Origin of the sequence: Aquitalea sp. FJL05 (assembly GCF_003852595.1) — a bacterium.
Classification (GTDB): Bacteria; Pseudomonadota; Gammaproteobacteria; order Burkholderiales; family Chromobacteriaceae; genus Aquitalea; species Aquitalea aquatilis.
This window is the reverse complement of sequence record NZ_QAJS01000013.1, coordinates 142,776-161,459: the sequence shown is the minus strand read 5'-3', so window position 1 is coordinate 161,459 and position 18,684 is coordinate 142,776. Positions and strand designations below refer to the sequence as shown.

Annotated in this window: 13 protein-coding genes and 1 pseudogene; 12 read left to right on the top strand and 2 right to left on the bottom strand. The window is 60.6% G+C overall.

The window, feature by feature from the left end; genetic code table 11:
- Positions 1-146: 146 nt before the first annotated feature.
- A complete protein-coding gene (gene uvrB, locus DBR44_RS12420; protein ID WP_124644345.1) occupies positions 147-2,159 on the top strand; it encodes an excinuclease ABC subunit UvrB in 2,013 nt (670 codons plus the stop codon).
- 75 nt (positions 2,160-2,234) lie between these two features.
- On the opposite strand, the gene DBR44_RS12415 is transcribed toward uvrB, so the two are convergent.
- Complete coding sequence (locus DBR44_RS12415; RefSeq protein ID WP_124644344.1) at positions 2,235-3,218, bottom strand: bile acid:sodium symporter family protein; 984 nt, start codon at positions 3,216-3,218, stop codon at positions 2,235-2,237.
- A gap of 99 nt (positions 3,219-3,317) precedes the next feature.
- Here DBR44_RS12415 and DBR44_RS12410 point away from each other — a divergent pair, with 99 nt between their 5' ends.
- Together DBR44_RS12410 and DBR44_RS12405 are read left to right on the top strand one after the other, a co-directional pair.
- On the top strand, positions 3,318-4,253 hold the full coding sequence (locus DBR44_RS12410) for a LysR family transcriptional regulator (protein ID WP_124644343.1): 936 nt from the start codon (positions 3,318-3,320) through the stop codon (positions 4,251-4,253).
- A gap of 72 nt (positions 4,254-4,325) precedes the next feature.
- Positions 4,326-4,934, top strand: a complete 609-nt coding sequence (locus DBR44_RS12405; protein WP_124644342.1) for a hypothetical protein — start codon at positions 4,326-4,328, stop codon at positions 4,932-4,934.
- Positions 4,935-5,100: 166 nt separating this feature from the next.
- Here DBR44_RS12405 and DBR44_RS12400 read toward each other — a convergent pair whose 3' ends face one another.
- Complete coding sequence (locus DBR44_RS12400) at positions 5,101-6,678, bottom strand: methyl-accepting chemotaxis protein (RefSeq protein WP_158613609.1); 1,578 nt, start codon at positions 6,676-6,678, stop codon at positions 5,101-5,103.
- A 420-nt stretch (positions 6,679-7,098) separates the two neighbouring features.
- Between DBR44_RS12400 and DBR44_RS20090 the strand changes: the two are divergent.
- From DBR44_RS20090 to fliE, 9 genes and pseudogenes are all read left to right on the top strand, one after another.
- Positions 7,099-8,871, top strand: a pseudogene (locus tag DBR44_RS20090) (methyl-accepting chemotaxis protein); the annotation flags it as partial.
- A gap of 20 nt (positions 8,872-8,891) precedes the next feature.
- Complete coding sequence (locus DBR44_RS19630) at positions 8,892-9,299, top strand: methyl-accepting chemotaxis protein (protein ID WP_255424586.1); 408 nt, start codon at positions 8,892-8,894, stop codon at positions 9,297-9,299.
- A 210-nt stretch (positions 9,300-9,509) separates the two neighbouring features.
- Positions 9,510-13,688: a PAS domain S-box protein gene (locus DBR44_RS12390; RefSeq protein ID WP_158613608.1), complete on the top strand. Its 4,179-nt coding sequence runs from the start codon at positions 9,510-9,512 to the stop codon at positions 13,686-13,688.
- A gap of 95 nt (positions 13,689-13,783) precedes the next feature.
- On the top strand, positions 13,784-14,500 hold the full coding sequence (locus DBR44_RS12385; RefSeq protein ID WP_124644338.1) for an ABC transporter substrate-binding protein: 717 nt from the start codon (positions 13,784-13,786) through the stop codon (positions 14,498-14,500).
- Positions 14,501-14,590: 90 nt separating this feature from the next.
- Positions 14,591-15,601 carry a 23S rRNA (adenine(1618)-N(6))-methyltransferase RlmF gene (gene rlmF, locus DBR44_RS12380; protein ID WP_124644337.1) on the top strand — a complete coding sequence of 337 codons (1,011 nt, stop codon included), beginning with the start codon at positions 14,591-14,593 and terminating at the stop codon, positions 15,599-15,601.
- 57 nt (positions 15,602-15,658) lie between these two features.
- A complete protein-coding gene (locus tag DBR44_RS12375; protein ID WP_124644336.1) occupies positions 15,659-16,153 on the top strand; it encodes a low molecular weight protein-tyrosine-phosphatase in 495 nt (164 codons plus the stop codon).
- A gap of 82 nt (positions 16,154-16,235) precedes the next feature.
- Positions 16,236-16,925: a chemotaxis protein CheB gene (locus tag DBR44_RS12370; protein ID WP_124644335.1), complete on the top strand. Its 690-nt coding sequence runs from the start codon at positions 16,236-16,238 to the stop codon at positions 16,923-16,925.
- A 9-nt stretch (positions 16,926-16,934) separates the two neighbouring features.
- Positions 16,935-18,308: a sigma-54 dependent transcriptional regulator gene (locus tag DBR44_RS12365; RefSeq protein ID WP_124644334.1), complete on the top strand. Its 1,374-nt coding sequence runs from the start codon at positions 16,935-16,937 to the stop codon at positions 18,306-18,308.
- A gap of 2 nt (positions 18,309-18,310) precedes the next feature.
- Positions 18,311-18,631 (top strand): flagellar hook-basal body complex protein FliE, encoded by a 321-nt coding sequence (gene fliE, locus DBR44_RS12360; protein WP_089085233.1) that lies wholly within the window; start codon positions 18,311-18,313, stop codon positions 18,629-18,631.
- Positions 18,632-18,684 lie beyond the last annotated feature (53 nt).

Genomic DNA, 18,684 nt, shown 5'->3' with positions numbered 1-18,684 from the left:
GCCTCGTGATCGGGCTGCTTGTATTTTAAACAATGTTTTGCCTCTCAGGCAGGCAATTTTGCAGGTAAAAATCAATTACGCAGCGGGAGTGAGTTAAAAACGTTATCGGCGTAAAATCGACCGACTTGAACCCGCTCAGAAAAGCCATGCTGCTTACATTTCCGGATAGCCCGTTTCGCCTGCACCAGCCCTTCGCCCCGGCTGGCGACCAGCCCGCCGCCATTGCCCAGCTGGTAGAGGGGCTGGACGACGGCCTGTCCTACCAGACCCTGCTGGGGGTCACCGGTTCCGGCAAGACCTTCACCATGGCCAATGTCATCGCCCGCACCGGTCGGCCTGCCATCATCATGGCCCACAACAAGACGCTGGCGGCGCAGCTGTACAGCGAGATGCGCGAGTTTTTCCCGGAAAACGCGGTCGAGTATTTTGTTTCCTACTACGACTACTATCAGCCGGAAGCCTACGTCCCCAGCCGCGACCTGTTCATCGAAAAAGACTCCAGCATCAACGAACACATCGAGCAGATGCGCTTGTCGGCCACCAAGTCCATCCTCGAGCGGCCGGACTGCATCATCGTGGCCACGGTATCCGCCATCTACGGTATTGGGGACCCCTCCGACTACCACCAGATGATCCTGCATCTGAAAGAGGGCGAAAGCACCCCGCAGCGCAGCATCATCAGCCGCCTCACCACCATGCAGTACGACCGCAATGATGTCGATTTCGGCCGCGGCACCTTCCGCGTGCGCGGCGACGTGATCGACATCTTTCCGGCAGAAAGCAGCGATACCGCCCTGCGTGTCAGCCTGTTTGACGATGAGGTTGAAACGCTCACCCTGTTCGATCCGTTGACAGGCGTGACCAAACAGCGGGTAGGGCGCTTTACCGTTTTCCCCTCCAGCCACTATGTGACGCCGCGCGATACCGTGCTCAAGGCCTGCGAAAAGATCAAGCTGGAACTGGCCGAGCGCGTGGCGTGGTATCTGAAGGAAGGCAAGCTGGTGGAGGCGCAGCGCATCGAACAGCGCACGCGCTTTGATCTGGAAATGCTGTATGAAATGGGCTTCTGCAAGGGCATCGAAAACTACTCGCGCCATTTTTCCGGCCGTGCGCCGGGCGATGCACCGCCGACACTGATCGACTACCTGCCGAAAAATGCGCTGATGTTCATCGATGAATCGCATGTCACCGTGCCGCAGGTGGGCGCGATGTACAAGGGTGATGCCGCGCGCAAGAGCAATCTGGTGGACTACGCCTTCCGCCTGCCCTCGGCAGTGGACAACCGGCCATTGAAATTCCACGAATTCGAACAGCTGATGCCGCAGACCATTTTTGTTTCGGCCACCCCGGCCGCTTACGAGAAAGAGCATGCCGGGCAGGTAGTGGAGCAGGTGGTGCGGCCGACCGGTCTGGTTGATCCGGTGATCGAGATTCGCCCGGTAGCCACCCAGGTGGATGATTTGCTGTCGGAAATCCGCTTGCGCATGGAGCTGGGCGAGCGGGTGCTGGTGACTACGCTCACCAAGCGCATGTCCGAACAGCTGGCAGATTACTACACCGAGCACGGCATCAAGGTGCGCTATCTGCACAGCGACATCGACACCGTGGAACGGGTGGAAATCATCCGCGACCTGCGTCTGGGCATGTTCGACGTGCTGATTGGCATCAACCTGTTGCGCGAGGGGCTGGATATTCCGGAGGTGAGCCTGGTGGCGATTCTGGATGCTGACAAGGAAGGCTTCCTGCGTTCGGACCGCTCGCTGATCCAGACCATCGGTCGCGCCGCGCGTAACCTCAACGGCAAGGCGCTGCTGTACGCCGACCGCATTACCGATTCCATGCGTCGTGCCATGGATGAAACCGAACGCCGCCGTAACAAGCAGCTGGCTTTCAATGCCGAACACGGCATCGTGCCGCAGGGCATCAACAAGAAGATCAAGGACATCATCGACGGCGTCTACAGCGTGGAAGACCAGCGCAAGCGGCTGGTGGACGAGGCCAAGGTGGCCATGATGGACGAAAAGACGCTGGCCAAGGAAATCAAGCGGCTGGAAAAGGAAATGATGGAGGCCGCGCGCAATCTGGAGTTCGAAAAAGCCGCGCATGTGCGCGACGAACTGAAGGCGCTGAAGGAAAAAATGTTCATCGGCGACCTGTAAGTAAACCAGGCTACGCAGCAACAAGCCCCCTCCGACATGGCGTCGGCGGGGGCTTTTCTATTGGGAGGCAGCGGGTCAGGCCGGCTGACTGGCCGCCTGTGCTGCCAGTTGCTGCTTGCGGTAGCGCTGGGCCAGCACCGCGCAGGTCATCAACTGGATCTGGTGAAACAGCATCAAGGGCAGCACGATGGAGCCGATGGCATGGCCGGCAAACAGCACCTTGGCCATGGGCACACCGCTGGCCAGACTCTTTTTCGAGCCGCAGAACACGATGGTGATCTGGTCGGCACGGTCAAAACCCAGCTTGCGGCTGGAGTAGGCAGTCAGCCCCAGCAGGATGGCCAACAGCAGGCCGCATACCAGTAGCAGGCCCAGCAGCGATTGCGGCGGGGTTTGTTGCCACAGGCCGCTAATGACCGCCGCACTGAAGGCAGTGTAGACCACCAGCAGGATGGAGCCTTGGTCGACATAGCGTAGCAAGGGCTTGTGCTTGTCCACCCAGCCGCCCATCCAGCGGCGGGCGATCTGGCCGGCGATAAAGGGCAGCAACAATTGCAGCACGATGTCGGTAATCGACCCCATGCCCTGATCGCTACCGTGATGGCTGATCACCAGCATGCCCACCAGCAGCGGCGTGATGAAAATGCCGAAGATATTGGATGCGGTGGCACTGCAGATGGCGGCCGGGATATTGCCCTGTGCCATCGAGGTAAAGGCGATGGACGACTGCACCGTGGACGGCAGCATGCACAGATAGAGCACGCCCAGATACAGCTCTGGCGTGACCAGCGGGCCGAGCAGCGGCTTGAGCGCCAGACCCAAGGCCGGAAACAGCAGGAAGGTGCAGGCCAGTACCGTCAGGTGCAGCTTCCAGTGGGTGGCCCCGGCAATCACCGCTTCGCGTGACAATTTGGCACCGTGCAGGAAAAACAGCAGGCCGATGGCCAGGGTGGTAATCAGGTTCAGGACCTGTGCCACCTCGCCCTGACAGGGCAGCAGGCTGGCCAGTGTCACCGTGGCAATCAGCGCCAGGGTGAAGGAATCGATCATTTTCAGCATGAGGCCACTCGTATTACGACAAGGAATCAGCTTGCTATTGAAACCGCAAACGATTCAGACTACAAATTCATTTATCGGATCAATACATGATTTTTTATTATGAATATCAGTTTGCGGCAGTTGCAGGTGTTTCGTGCGGTGGCCCGCTTGCGCAGTTTCAGCCGTGCCGGTGATGAAATCGGCCTGACCCAGCCGGCGGTCAGCCGCTGCGTGCGTGAACTGGAGGCCGAGCTGGGCATGCGCCTGCTGGACCGCACCACGCGTGAAGTGGAGCTGACCGCCGCCGGCTTGCGTTTTGCCGGCCAGCTGGGACGGCAGCTGGACGAACTGCAACTCTTGCTGGAGGAGGCGCGCAAGGAGGGCGAGCAGGCGCATGGCACGGTGCACATCGCCAGCAGCCCCACCTTGTCGGCCAGCCTGATGCCAGCCTTGCTGGCACACTGCGCGCAGCAGTATCCGCATATCCGGCCAGTGCTGCACGACCAGGTACAGCGGCTGAACATCGACAGCGTGCGCAGCGGCGAAGTGGATTTCGGCATCGTGGTGGAACCGGATGCCATGGATGAACTGGAATGCCAGCCCTTGCTGGACGATGGCTTCTGGCTGATCTGTCGCGACGATCACCCGCTGGCCGGCAAGTCCACGCTGAACTGGGGGGAACTGGATGGCCAGCCGCTGGTGTTGCTGGATTACAATTCGGGCAGTCGCCCCATCATCGACCGCATTCTGGCCAGCCAGGGCGCACATTGCCCGGTGGTGCAGCAGCTGGGGCATTCCAGCTCGGTCTTCCAGATGGTGCAGGCCGGCATCGGCATCAGCGTGTCGCCCGGTCTGGCGCTGCCGCTGCCAGCGGGCTCGCGTCTGGTCGTGCGTCCACTAGTGCCCGAGCAGCGCCGCACCATCATGCTGATACGCCGCCGCCAGCGCTCGCTGTCGCCGGTGGCGGAGCGCCTGTGGCAGCTGGCCTTGCAACTGGGGCCGCAATTGCAGGAAATCGCCAGCGCTACACAGGCTGGCCGTGCCGTCGCCGTCTGAGCTTGTGGTTGGGCGCGGCTGCTTTGATGAATCCGCTGTCATGGTGATGGCGGACTTACCCGGACAAGTGCAATGAAAAAACACGCTCGCCTGCTGGCATTGGCCCTGGGGCTGCTCTGGCATGCCGCCAGCCAGGCAGATCAAACCATCGTGCTGTTCCGCCATGCGGAGAAACCGGCGGCTGGCCTGGGGCAGCTTAGCTGTCAGGGGCTAAATCGCGCACTGGCGCTGCCGGCAGTGCTGCAAGGCAAGTTTGATCGGCCGGCCGCACTGTTTGCACCCAATCCTGGAGTACGCAAGAAGGACGGCGGGGTGGAATACAACTATATCCGGCCGCTGGCCACCATTGAGCCCACTGCCATCCGTCTGGGTTTGCCGGTGAATACTGATTACGGACTGGACGATCTGGCCGGGCTGGAAACGGCGCTCGGCCAGCCGCAATACGCCGATGCCACCGTGTTTGTTGCCTGGGAGCATCGGCTGGTAGCCAAACTGGCGGAGCGCTTGCTCAGCCGCAATGGAGCCGACCCGGCACAGGTGCCGGCATGGCAGTCTGCTGATTTCGACAGTATTTATATTGTCACGCTGCACCAGCAGGACGGGCGGCGTCAGGCCAGCTTTCGTGTGGAGCAGCAAGGCTTGAACCTGCAGTCGGCGGTTTGCCCCGGAGCAGGGGCGTAGTGCCGTCCTGAGGGGTGAGCCGGTCAGAGCCTGTTCAAAGTCTCGCGAGCTAGAGTGAGACAAGGCGAAAACGGCTAAGGAAGCGGAGTTTACCTAGAGTAAATGAGCATTCCGCAGACGTTTTTAACGCGGTATCACCAAAGCGCAGCAGACTATGAACGGGTTCTCAGGTGCGAAAGCGGCTGACCACCCCCTGCATCTGACCCGCCAGCTGTTCCAGTTCGCCGGCCGACTGTGAGGTGTGACGGGCTACGCCATGATTGTCCTCGGTCATCTTGGCCACTTTTTCCACCTGGGCGGCAATTTCATGGCTGGTGGCACTTTGCTGTTGCAGGGCGGTAGAGATGGCATTGATGGCATGAATCACTTGCTCGGCCCCGCTCTGGATTTCGCTCATGCGCTCGCCAGCCTGCTTGGCCAGCTGCTCGCCGCTCCCCACCCGTAGCACCACTTGCTCCATTTCCTTGGCTGCCGTGTTGGTGCTGCCCTGGATCTGGCTGATCATCTTGCCGATTTCCTGGGTCGAGCTGCTGGTGCGTTCCGCCAGCGAGCGCACTTCGTCGGCCACAACGGCAAAGCCACGCCCCTGTTCGCCGGCGCGTGCCGCCTCGATCGAGGCATTCAAGGCCAACAGATTGGTCTGATCGGCGATTTCCTTGATCACCTGCACCACGGCAGAAATATTGCGCGAGTGCTGGTTCAGCTCCTGCACCGTATCGCTGGCACTGTGCACCGCGCTGACGATATGGCTCATTTCTGCGGCGGCATCATGGATGATCTGCCCGCCCTGGCGTGATATCTCGCCGGCATTATGCGACAGCTGCAGCGCGGTGCCGGCATTGTTGGCCACATGGTTCACGCTGACCGACATCTGTTCCACCGCCGCTGCCATTGATGCGGCTGCTTCGTTCTGGCTATCCACGCTGCTGACGATTTCCCTGGCCGTGCCGTAGAGCACGACGGCAGAGGAAGACAGCTGCTGCGACCCCTGCTGGAACTGCTGCACCATGGCATGGGTGTGTTCGATGAACTGGTTGACCGCCTGGGCGATGGCCGCCAGCTCATCCTTGCCTGCGGCCGGCAGCCGGGTTGCCAACTGCCCGGTGCTCAGTTGCTGCAAGGCTTGCAGCATGGGCTGCAGGGTATTTCGCAGGCCACGTGACATGCTGGTCACAAACAGCAGCAAGCAGCAGGCCAATACCATTAGCGGTGCCAGCACCAGCCAGAACTGCATGGCCAGCAGCTCGGCCACCTTGGCTTTGGAAGCCGCGCAATCGCGGCTCATGCTGCTGATGGCGGCTTCCACTTCCTGTTGCAGTGGCACGAACTCCTTGTTGTACAAGGGAATCAACTGATCGTTGGCCGCCTTGGCATCGGTCTTGGCCTGGCTCATCAGCGCATGCGAGTCCTGGTCATAGCGCTGCCACAGCGAGCGCAGATGCTGGGCCTGTTCGCGGATGGCTGGTCGGCGTGCCAGCTTTTCCAACTGCTCCAGTTGCAGTTCGATGTTCTTTTCGGCATCAGCAAAAATCTTGGCGGTTTCCACCGTGGTGGGATCCAGCTGGATGGTGGAAAGGGCGCTGGCCTTGACCTCCAGCAGGCGCTGCACATGCTCGGTACGTCGGGTCAGATCATTCTGGTTGCTCTGCAAATTGCTGAGGCTGATGAACACTGCCACACCGATGGCAATAAAGCCCAGAATCGTAATCGCACTGAGTAGCTGCATTTTTCTGGCGATGCTCATCTTTTCCCCTTTCAAACCTGTCATTTTTCTGCTGCCTGAGTGCTGCAAGCTGCCTATCCCTGATGGGAGCGGCGCTGCCGGCTCATGCTGGCGGCTGTGCTTCTACTCTATAGCATGTAAGTGCCGGCACTGATTTTATATTTGAATGTCATCAAAATGTTGCGGTAGCGCAAGGCGGAATGTTATGTGGGGTTTTCTTCTGCCTGGTGTGCTGTGAAGTCGGCACTTTCTGCTGCCCGTGTAGGGGCTGTTTTTAAATTAAATCATTTTTATTTGATGGGATTTGTAATGAGAAGGCGAGCGCAGGCTAGGTATTGGCTGAGGCCAATCGGGAAATCAGCCGATGCTGGCTAAAAGTCTTCTATAACTCTCTTAACAGCATTTTTCTGTTTGTCATATTTAATAAGAAAACGAGTTGACATGACAAAAACGCGCTTGTCGCCCTGGAGAGTATTTCTTTACATCCGCCTGTTCTGGCTGCTGCTGCTGTTTGCCGTGCTGTTTGTCGCCAGTCAGTGGTGGCTACGGCATCTGTATGCCGAACGGCTGACAGAGGCCCGCCAGCAGGTGATCCAGCAGGAAGCCATGCCGCAGCTGGAACGCAAGCGCCGGCAATTGCAGGACATGTTCAACACCATGTACGAAAACAGCCGCACCATCAGCCTGCTGCCGAGTGTGCGGCAGATCCATGGCGGCAACCGGGCAGACGAAAAGGAAGATGTGGTGGCCGGCCACCGCTTTACTGCGGATGCCTTCAATACGGTCCAGCAGATTTTCAACAATATGGTCAGCCGCACCCGCGTCTCCGAGGTGTATGCGGTGATGGACGGGCTGGATTACAAAAAAGGCCAGGTGCCGTTTTTCATGTTTGACACCGTGCGGCTGGAGCCAGAGGCCGGCAAGAAAGAAGAAGACGAAGCCAAGAGCAAGGATCCGGACCAGCCAGAACAACTGGAAGACGAGGAGTACAGCTATTTCCCGCGCCAGCTGGCCGAACTGAAAGCCGCCTATCCACGCTTCAATTTCAAGGTGCTGGATGATATTCCGGCGGCCACCTCGCCGCTGATGCGCACCTGCGACAATACCCAGTACTACTCCAAAGCACAGTGCAATGTGTACGACGCCTCCGGCTTTCTGTATTCGGTGCCGGTGTACAACAACGAGCATGCGTTCATCGGGGTCATTTCCGCCATTGTCCGTGGCAATGTCTTCGAGGCGGCGCTGCTGGACCTGCCCTATCTGGTCCTGACCGGCAAAGACCGCGAAGAAGCCGCCAAGACCGGGCTGAAAATGCCGGCCGAGGCCGCCGGTTTCGCGCTGGTGAATGCCGAGCGCGGCATCCGCATCTTCGACCGGCGCAACACCGTGCTGCCGGATCTGCTGGCTGGCAAGAGCAATGCCGAGGCCCAGGGTGGAGCCATGCTCAGCCTGCCCTTGCAGATACACAGCGACAAGGCCTGGCTGGTGTACTACCACCTGACGCCGGCGCAGCTGGCGCAAAAGCTGGCACCGCTGCAAGCCAGTCAGCGCAATACCATGCTGAGTGTGGCGCTGGTCATGGGCTTGCTGTTGTTGTTCGGCCTGTTCGTGGTGTACCGGCAATACCTGACCTTCAAGCAGATTTACGATTTGCGGCGCATTGAAAAAACCATGATTGCGGTGGCTGACCATTTCGACCTGACCTGCCGGGTGGAGGGCTTGTGCAGCAAACAGGCCGCCCGGGCGGGCATGGCGCTGAACAATCTGCTGCAAGCCTTGCAGGACAGCATGCTGGAAGTGGAGCAGCGCCTGCAGCAGGTGGTGATGGCCAATCGCAATATGGGTAGCGCCTCGCAGCATCTGACTGCGGTGGCCGAGGCGGGTGAGCGCGCTTCGCAGCATATCGACCAGGAATTGCAGCAGCTCAATGGCGGCATGCTCGACATCCTGCAAAAAACCGGACAAGCCGCCGCGCTGTGTAGCGAATCCGCCGTGCAGGCCAGACAGAACAACGCGGCCATCCAGACTGCGTTGGGGGATATCCGTTCGGTGGCTGCCGCCGTCGGCCAGACGGCAACATGCCTGCATCAGTTGCAGGATTCGAGTTCCGCCATTACCAAGATTGTCGGGGTGATCGAGTCGCTGGCGGATCAGACCAACCTGCTGGCGCTGAATGCTGCCATCGAAGCCGCGCGCGCCGGCGAGTCTGGCCGTGGCTTTGCCGTGGCTTTGCCGTGGTGGCGGACGAGGTACGCAAGCTGGCCGACTCCACCAGTCGTTCTACCGGCGAAATCGACACCATTGTCAAATCCATCGGCAGCCAGGTGCAGGTGGCGGTGCGCGACATGCAGGCAGTCGAGGCCAGTGTCAGTACCAGCGTGGACAATATCAGCCAGGCTGGCGATGCGGTGAAGAGCATCAGCCTGCAGTCTGATCAGGTAGTGCAACTGGTGGGCAGTGTCAGCCAGAAAGTGGCGGTGCAGCAGCAAAGCTGTGCCGAGGTGGCCAATGATGTCAGCGGCATTGCCGGCAATGCCTCGGAAACCCGTAGCGAGGTGGATGCGACCAATCAGGCGCTGAGCGCACTGGACAGCCAGGTCGAACATATTCACGCCATCGTGGCACGCTTCCGTTTGAGCTAAACCGGCCACAGTTGTAGAAAATTAGCAGGGAAAATCAGGGTTTTAATGATTTTCTATCGAAAGATGGATTTTTTGATGAAAATATATAAATAATCAGCGGTTTTTTACACGATATTTCTGCTTGGCCAGCCCGCCCGTTGACAGCAAGGCTGTCGGGGCCGGGCCGGCCATCTCGAAGCAGCCCCTTCACCGCTCAAGGCAATGGCTGGCATGGTCGCGTCTGTTCGTAATCGTTATATCCGCCTGGTCGTCGTGGCCTATGGCGTGCTGGCCATGCTGTGGATTCTGCTATCGGACAGCCTGCTCAGCCTGCTGGCCGATGCCGACACCATGCTGCAGCTCTCCACCTATAAAGGTGGCGTGTTTGTCCTGATGACCGCCGTCATGCTGTTCTTTTCCCTGCGTGCCGTGCCAGCGGCAGAGCCTTCACCGGCATCTGGTTTGCTGGAAAACTGGGCCGAGCGCATGGGCCATGGCCGTATTGCGCCCTGGCTGGGCTACCTGTTTGCCCTGCTGCTGGCACTGGCGGTGCTGGGCTTGCGTTATCTCTTGCCCATCAGCGTGTATCAGCGGCCCATGCTCATCATGTTCATGTTGCCCATCATCCTCAGCGCCTTGCTGGGCGGGCTGGGGCCAGGGTTGCTGGCTACCGCGCTGACGGTTGCCGGGGTCGACTGGCTGGCCACGCCGCATTTTCACAGCAGTGCCGCCGAACCGTTCACTACCTTGCAATGGGGTTTTCTCGCCTTGTGCGGCGGTGCCGTCAGCTTGTTCAGCGGCTTGCTGCGCCAGCTGGCCAAACGCAATGAATCGCACCGCAATCTGCTGGAAGCCGTGGTGACGGGCACATCGGATGCGATTTTCGTCAAGGACCGGCAAGGGCGCTACCTGATGGTGAATGCCGCTGCCGCGCGCATGGTGGGCCGCGAGGTGAGCGCCATTATCGGCGAGGATGACCATGCCTTGTTTGATGCGGCCTCTGCCGCCGAGCTGATGGCGCTGGACGATGCCATCATGCGTGACGGCAGCCTGCACACCCACGAAGAATTCCTGCGCTTGCAGGATGGTGCCGCGCTGGTGTTTCAGGTGAGCAAGGGGCCGATATTTGATGCCGAGGGTCAGGTTGTTGGCCTGTTCGGCATTGCACGTGACATCAGCCGCCACAAGCAGGCCGAACAGGAGTTGCAGGAGAGCGAGGCCGCCTTGCGTGCGGCGCAGCGCCTGGCGGGTATTGGCAACTGGAGCTGGGATCTGGCCAGTGATCAGCATGTCTGGTCCAGCGAGGTGTATCACCTGTATGGGCGCTCTCCGGCATTGCCACCGGCAGTCTACCCCGAAGTCTGCACCTATTTCACCGCCGAAAGCTGGGCCGTTTTGTCTGCCCTGGTGCAGCAGTGCCTGCAGGATGGCCAGCCCTACCAGTGTGATGCGGAAGTGCTGCGGCCCGATGGCGAACAGCGCTGGATCACCGTGCGGGGCGAAGCGGTGCATGACAGCGCTGGACGGATAGTGCGCTTGCAAGGCACGGTGCAGGATGTCAGCGAGCGCATGCGGCTGACCATGCAGATCCGCAGCAGCGAGCGCCGGCTGCAGCAGGTGGTGGAGGCCACCAGCGACGGTTTCTGGGATTGGGATCTGCGCAGTGGCCATATCTATCGCTCTGCCCGCTATTACGCACTCACCGGCTACCGGCCGGAAGACGACACGCACGATATCGGCTTTTTCAAGCAACTGTTGCTGCCGGATGATCTGGGTGTGTGGCAGCAGGCTTTGCAGGCGCATTTGCGTGGTGAAACCGCTTTGATGGAATTTGATGTGCGGCTGATCACCCGCAGCGGTGAATTGCGCTGGGTGCGGGTGTGTGGGCGGGCGGTGGAGCGCAATGAAATCGGCGAAGTGCAGCGGCTGGTCGGCACGCTGTCCGACATCACCGAGCGGCGCCGGCTGGATGAGGATTTGCGCTTTGTGCTGAACGAGGCGGGTGATGCCATCTGGATTGCCGACGAGCAGGGCCAATACCTGTTTGCCAATCCTTCGGCCTGCCGCATGACCGGTCACGACCAGGCCCAGCTGCAACAGATGCATCTGGAAGACCTGCTGGCGCCGGCCAGCCTGCCCGTCTTGCCGGGGCATCTGCGTCAGCTGGAGCAGCAGCACTTCATTCGCAGTGAATGGACGCTGCAGCGGCTGGATGGCAGCGAGGTGCTGGCCGAGCTGACCACGGTGCACATGCAGGATGGCCGCTACATGGCCTTCGGCCGTGATCTGACCGAAAAGAAGCAGGCGGAACAGACGCTGCTGCAGCGCGAGCAACAGTTGGCGCGTGTGCTGGAAGGCTCCGATCAGGGGTACTGGGACTGGAATGTCCAGACCGACGATTTCCAGGTCAGCAAGCGCTGGAAGGAAATGCTGGGCTACCCGCCAGACAGCGGCGACATCACGCGCCAGGTCTGGCTGGGGCATATCCATCCGGAAGATTACCCCCAGGTGGAGGCGTCCTTGCAGCGCCATCTGGCAGGGCAGACCCCGGCTTATGAAATGGAAATGCGCTGCCGTAGCCTGGCCGGTGGCTGGCGCTGGATACTGTCGCGGGGACGGGTGGTGGAGCAGGATGGCCAGGGCCGGCCCTTGATGATGTCCGGCACGCATACCGACATCACCGAGCACAAGATTTACGCGTTGGCACAGAAAGAGGCTGCCATCGTGTTCGACAGCAGCTACGAAGGCATCATGGTGGTCTCGCCGGCACGGCTGATGACCAAGGTCAATGCGGCGTTTACCCGCATCACCGGCTACAGCGAACAGGAAGCCATCGGCTGCTCGCCGGCCATGCTGTCTTCGGGCCAGCACGGGCCAGCTTTCTATCAGGAGCTGTGGTCCATGGTGCAGCAGCATGATTTCTGGCGTGGCGAAATCTGGAACCGGCGCAAGAATGGCGATCTGTATGCCGAGCTGCTGTCGATCTCGGTGGTTCGCGACCAGTTTGGCCAGATTCAGCACTATATCGGTATTTTCTCCGACATTACCCAGTTGAAGGCGCACGAAGCCGAGCTGAATCGCATCGCCAATTTCGACCCGCTGACCGGCGTGCCCAATCGCCGCCTGCTGTCCGACCGGCTGGAGCAGGCCCTGATCCGCAGCCGGCGCAGCGGCAAGTCTTGTGCGGTGTGCTTTCTTGATCTGGATGGCTTCAAGGCCATCAACGACCTGCACGGCCACGAAGCCGGCGACCAGTTGCTGATCGCGGTGACCGAGCGCTTGCAGTCGGTGCTGCGTGCCGACGACACGCTGGCGCGGCTGGGTGGTGACGAATTCGTCCTGCTGCTGTCGGGGCTTGAGGGCAGTGAGGAATGCATCCCGGTGCTCGACCGCGTGCTCAGTGCCGTGCGACAGGAAGTCAAGCTGGCGGCAGCTGCCATCTGTACCAGTGCCAGTGTGGGCGTCACCTTGTACCCGCTGGACGATGCCGATGCCGACACCTTGCTGCGACACGCCGATCAGGCCATGTATCAGGCCAAGACATCCGGCAAGAACCGCTACCAGCTATTCGACCCGGAAAGCGACCGCAAGGCCCAGCTGCACCGCCGCACACTGGAGTCGCTGGCACTGGCCTTGCAGCAGCAACAATTCCTGCTGTATTACCAGCCCAAGGTCGATCTGGGCAGCGGCTGCATCATCGGCGTGGAAGCGCTGATACGCTGGCAGCACCCCGAGCGCGGCGTGCTGGCCCCGGCAGCCTTCCTGCCCACCTTGCAGGGGAGCGAGCTGGAAACCGCATTTGGCCGCTGGGTGCTGGATGAGGGCGTGGCGCAAGCCGCCCGCTGGCAGGAGCAGGGCCTGGACATGGCCATCAGCATCAACGTTAGCGCCAATTACCTGTTGCATGCCGATTTTTACCATCATCTGCAACAGGCGCTGCAGCGCTACCCGCAGCTCCAGCCCTCATTGCTGGAGCTGGAGGTACTGGAGTCGGCGGCACTGGCCGATATGGATCAGGCCCTGGCCGTGCTGCAGCAATGCCGTGCATTGGGCGTGCACTTCGCCCTGGACGACTTCGGTACCGGCTATTCTTCGCTCACCTATTTGCGCAAGCTGCCGCTGGATACGCTAAAGATCGATCAGAGCTTTGTCTCCAACATGCTGGACGATGCCGACGATCTGGGCATTGTCGCCAGTGTCATCCAGCTGGCAGAAGTATTTCAGCGGCAGGTGATCGCCGAAGGCGTGGAAACCATGGCGCATGGCGCGGTATTGCTGCAGATGGGCTGCCGTCTGGTGCAGGGTTATGGTATTGCCCGGCCCATGCCGGCAGCCGAACTGGAAGGGTGGTGCCGGCAGTGGCAACTGCAGGGACTGTGGCGACAACTGGGCGACGGGCCGGTCATCTGATGATGGCGGCAACTGGCGTAGAGCAGGGCAGGGCAGTTCAGGTGATGACAAAACTGGGCAGTGTGTTGATAGCGTGGTGCTGGATGTGGTTGTGCATGCCGGCGCAGGCCTTGCCGGCCAATGGCGTGGTATTGCAGATCGGCTTTGGCAGCAACAAGCCACCTTATATCTTCGAGGCCGAGCGCCGTGGACTGGAGCTGGACATCGTGGTGGCGGCCGCGCGGCGTGCCGGCATGGAGGTACAGCCTTTCTTTGCGCCCATGGAGCGCTTGCAGAGCATGTTGCAGCAAGGCCGGCTGGATGGCATTGCCACCACCAACCCCTACAGCGGGCTGCATGCCTATTTTTCCCAGCCCTATCTGGAATATCACAATGTGGTGGTTGCCCTGGCCCAACGCCAGCTGACGATTCACAACATCAGCGACTTGCAGCGTTATTCCATCAGCAGCTTCCAGCGTGCGCGCCAGCTGCTTGGCCCGTCATTCGAAGCCATGGCCAGTACCAATACCCGTTACCGGGAAGAGGGCGATCAGAAAATCCGCAACCGGCTGCTGTATGCCGGCCGCGTCGATGTCATTGTGGGCGACTGGCGCATCATCAGTCATTTCACCCAAGAGATGAGCGCCGAACAGGGGCGGCTCCCGGCGGTAACCGTTTACCAGCTGTTTGCGCCCACTCCGTATCAGATGGCTTTTCGCTACCAGTGGCAGCGCGACAATTTTGACCGCGGCCTGGCCCTGCTGCGCCAGAGCGGAGCCTACCGCGAGATCGAAGCCCGTTATGATGAAGCGGCTGTTCATGCACAGCCCTGAGTCCTGTGCAGGCAGGCGCGGATCGGACGCCGCTGCCGATTGCTGGCACAATGCCGGCTTTTCGCCGTATTGCTGTATCAAGGAGCCTGCATGCCAGCCAAGCCGCATGCCCAGGCGCGGTCGCCAGGCCCCCGCCTGCACCCGCGCAACCGTCACCGGGGCCAGTATGATTTTTCCCGGCTGCTGATCGCCTGTCCCGCACTCAAAAACCATGTGCGGCCCAATGCTCATGGCTTGCCCAGCATCGACTTTGCCAATCCGCAAGCCGTCAAGCTGCTGAACCGCGCCTTGCTGGCCGACTGGTACGGCATTCGCGACTGGGACATCCCGGCCGCCTATCTGTGTCCGCCCATACCGGGGCGTGCCGATTATGTGCACTGCCTGGCCGACCTGCTGGCGGAATGCCAGCAAGGCCGCCTGCCGCAAGGCGAGGAGATCCGGCTGCTGGACATCGGTGTGGGGGCCAATGCCATCTATCCCTTGCTCGCCCATGCCGAATATGGCTGGAGCTGCGTCGGCGCCGATATCGACAAGGTGGCGCTGGCCAATTGCCAGGCCATCCTGGCGACCAATCCGCAATTCGCCGCGCATATCGAATTGCGCCACCAGCCGCACACCGATCAGATGTTCAGCCACATCATCGCCAGCGGCGAGCATTTCGATGTGACCATGTGCAATCCGCCCTTTCATGCCTCGCGGGCGGAAGCTGCCGCCGGCAGCCAGCGCAAATGGCGCAATCTGGGCAAGACCGGGCCTAATCAGGGCAAACAGCCGCTGCTGAACTTCGGCGGCCAGGAAAACGAATTGTGCTATCCCGGTGGCGAACAGGCTTTTGTTGCCAGCATGATTAGCGAAAGTGTGCGCTTCGCCCGGCGTTGCTGCTGGTTCACCAGCCTGCTGTCCAGCGCCGATAGTCTGCCGGCCTTGCGCCACGTCTTGCGTGAGGCCGGCGTCAAGCAAAGCCGGGTGCTGGACATGGCACAGGGGCAGAAGCGCAGCCGGCTGCTGGCCTGGAGTTTCTGGGATGTCGCCGGACAGCAGGCCTGGGCGGCCCGTTACTGGACCGCGCAGGACAAAGCCCCGGCTGCCAGCCGGCGTTGATTGGTTTATGGTGAAAGCAGGTGGCAGCAATGCGGCCAGCACGGAGTAGCGCCAGACATGAAGCAACATTACGCAGTCTTGATGGTTTGCATGGGCAATATCTGCCGTTCGCCCACGGCCGAAGGAGTGTTGCGCGCCCATTTGCAGCAGGCTGGCCTGGCCGGGCAGGTGACTGTGGATTCGGCCGGCACCCATGCCTACCATCTTGGAGAAGCACCCGACCCGCGCAGCTGCAAGGCGGCCTTGCGCCGCGGCTATGATCTGTCGGCACAGCGTGCCCGGCAGGTGAGTGCGGCCGATTTTCAGCGTTTCGACCTGATTCTGGCGGCCGATCGGGCCAATATGACCGCCTTGCGCGCACAGTGCCCGCCAGACAGCCTGGCCCGGCTCGACTTCATCCTGGCTCCGCTGGATCATGTGCCGGCACTGGAGGTCCCCGATCCCTACTATGGCGGCCCCGGCGGTTTTGACCGGGTACTGGACCTGATCGAACAGGCGAGTGCGCTCTGGGTCGACCGGCTGCGGCAAACGCTGCGCGCGGCGGCCGACTGATTATCTTGGCATAAGACGGGTGGGGCTTTAAGCTAGGCACCTGTATAAAGCTGGCATGGCCGGCATGTTTGCAAGGAAATAAATGGGACAGTTTTCGCGGGAACCATTGGCACCAATGGAAGTGGTACCCAGCCATAACGCAGATGTCATCCTGCCACGCCAGACCGGACGCACCCCGCTGGCCCGCCAGACCGTGATCGTGGTGGGTTCGTCCACCGGTGGCACCGAAGCCTTGCGCGTGCTGCTCAGCGCGCTGCCAGCCACCATGCCGCCCATTCTGGTGACGCAGCACATGCCCGAGCTGTTTACCAAATCTTTTGCTGCCCGGCTTGATTCACTGTGCCAGTTGCAGGTCAAGGAAGCCGAGGATGGCGAACGGCTGCAAGCCGGCACGGTGTATATCGCCCCCGGTCACTCGCACTTGCTGCTCAAGTCGGCTCCCACCATCGGTTATGCCACCTCGCTGCATCAAGGCCCGCCGGTCAATCGCCACCGGCCCTCGGTCGATGTGCTGTTCCGCTCGGCCGCCAATCTGGCCGGCAAGAACTGTATCGGCGTCATCCTTACCGGTATGGGGCGCGACGGTGCGCAAGGCATGCTGGAACTGAAAGAAGCCGGGGCCTACAACATTGCCCAGGACGAAGCCAGCTGCGTGGTGTTTGGCATGCCCAAGGAAGCCATTGCGCTCAAGAGCCAGCACGAAATATTGCCGCTCACCTCCATCGCCAGCCGTCTTGTCGCGCTGGTCGCCCAACGCCAGCCAACCGTATAGAAACCCGCGATGAAGTTGCCCATTCTTGTAGTCGAAGACGACGCTGACCTGCGCGAAGCCATTGTCGACACCCTCAGCCTGGCAGGTTATCCCACGCTGGAAGCCGGTGATGGCAGCGCAGCCCTGCTGCAACTGAAGAAAACCCCGGTGGGGCTGATCATCTCCGATGCCCAGATGGCACCGATGGATGGCTACAGCCTGTTTGAAGAAGTAAAAATTCGTTATCCCGGCGTGCCCTTCATCCTGATGACTGCCTACGGCATCATCGAGCGCGCCATTGCGTTGCTGCGGGCCGGTGCCACCCACTACCTGCTGAAACCCTTCGAGCCAGCCAGCCTGATTGCCGAGGTGGAAAAACACATCCTGCAGCTGCCGGACAGCGCGCGCGATGAAACCATCGCCGAATCGCCACAAATGCGTCAGCTGCTGGCGTTGGCCAGCCGCGTAGCCGGCAGCGATGCCAGCGTGATGATCACCGGCCCCAGCGGTGCCGGCAAGGAAGTGCTGGCGCGTTACATTCATCGTCATTCGCGCCGCCATGAAGGGGCGTTTGTGGCGGTGAATTGCGCCGCTATCCCGGACAATCTGCTCGAGTCCACCTTGTTCGGCCACGAAAAAGGCGCGTTTACCGGCGCAGCCCAGGCCTTGCCCGGCAAGTTCGAACAGGCGCAGGGCGGCACCATCCTGCTGGATGAAGTCACCGAAATGCCGCTGTCGCTGCAGGCCAAGCTGCTGCGGGTATTGCAGGAGCGCGAAGTAGAGCGGGTGGGCAGCACCCGCACCATCAAGCTGGATATCCGCGTGCTGGCTACCTCCAACCGCGATGTGGCGGGCGAGGTGGAAGCCGGGCGCTTTCGCGAAGACCTGTATTTCCGCCTGAACGTATTCCCGCTGCGCATTCCGGCGCTGGCCGAGCGGCGCGAGGACATCCTGCCGCTGGCACGGCTTGTGCTTAAGAAGTACGCTGAAGCCGCCGGGCGTTCCGGATTAAGCCTTTCCGAAGAGGCTGAACGTCATTTGACGGCCTATAGTTGGGAAGGTAACATCCGCGAATTGGAAAACGTCATGCAGCGGGCGGTGATTCTTGCCGCCGGGCCGGCAATTCTTGCCGGCGACCTGTTGCTGGATGATGTTTCCGGTTCGACACCGCTTACCCGGACAGAAACCACCGTTCCGCCTATCATGTCTGCAGAATCAGATATGAAAACGCTGGAAAAACGTCATATTCTGGATACACTGGCTGCAGTTGGAGGAGTCAAGAAACTCGCCGCCGAAAAACTGGGCATCAGCGAACGCACCTTGCGCTACAAATTGCAGCGCTACCGCGAGGAAGATGGCCAGGAAGTGGACCCGGATGACCTGGACGTACGCAGTACGGAGTAGCCATGTCGATTAATAATGTAGACCAGATGTTGAGCGAGCTGCGGGCCGCGTCGGCCCTGGCTGGCGGCAAGCCGGCCGCGCAGTCGCAGGACGCGTCGCAAGTTGACTTTGCCGATGTTCTCAAATCCACGATTGAGCAGGTCAATTCTGCTCAGCAAACTTCGCAGGAAATGCAGAAGCAGTTCGAGTTGGGAGATGAGGGGGTTAACCTGCAGGACGTGATGGTCTCCTTGCAGAAAGCCAGCCTGTCGTTCCAGACAATGGTCCAGGCGCGCAACAAGCTGGTGTCCGCCTATCAGGAAATCATGAATACCCAGGTGTAGCCTGGCCGAATACATATCCATGTTGCCGGCAGTGGCTGCGCTTGAAACTAAAA

Excerpts from the sequence above, each read along its gene's own strand:
- uvrB (WP_124644345.1), top strand. The coding sequence starts at position 147 with ATGCTGCTTACATTTCCGGATAGCCCGTTTCGCCTGCACCAGCCCTTC.
- DBR44_RS12415 (WP_124644344.1), bottom strand. The coding sequence starts at position 3,218 with ATGCTGAAAATGATCGATTCCTTCACCCTGGCGCTGATTGCCACGGTG.
- DBR44_RS12410 (WP_124644343.1), top strand. The coding sequence starts at position 3,318 with ATGAATATCAGTTTGCGGCAGTTGCAGGTGTTTCGTGCGGTGGCCCGC.
- DBR44_RS12405 (WP_124644342.1), top strand. The coding sequence starts at position 4,326 with ATGAAAAAACACGCTCGCCTGCTGGCATTGGCCCTGGGGCTGCTCTGG.
- DBR44_RS12400 (WP_158613609.1), bottom strand. The coding sequence starts at position 6,678 with ATGAGCATCGCCAGAAAAATGCAGCTACTCAGTGCGATTACGATTCTG.
- DBR44_RS12390 (WP_158613608.1), top strand. The coding sequence starts at position 9,510 with ATGGTCGCGTCTGTTCGTAATCGTTATATCCGCCTGGTCGTCGTGGCC.
- DBR44_RS12385 (WP_124644338.1), top strand. The coding sequence starts at position 13,784 with ATGCCGGCGCAGGCCTTGCCGGCCAATGGCGTGGTATTGCAGATCGGC.
- rlmF (WP_124644337.1), top strand. The coding sequence starts at position 14,591 with ATGCCAGCCAAGCCGCATGCCCAGGCGCGGTCGCCAGGCCCCCGCCTG.
- DBR44_RS12375 (WP_124644336.1), top strand. The coding sequence starts at position 15,659 with ATGAAGCAACATTACGCAGTCTTGATGGTTTGCATGGGCAATATCTGC.
- DBR44_RS12370 (WP_124644335.1), top strand. The coding sequence starts at position 16,236 with ATGGGACAGTTTTCGCGGGAACCATTGGCACCAATGGAAGTGGTACCC.
- DBR44_RS12365 (WP_124644334.1), top strand. The coding sequence starts at position 16,935 with ATGAAGTTGCCCATTCTTGTAGTCGAAGACGACGCTGACCTGCGCGAA.
- fliE (WP_089085233.1), top strand. The coding sequence starts at position 18,311 with ATGTCGATTAATAATGTAGACCAGATGTTGAGCGAGCTGCGGGCCGCG.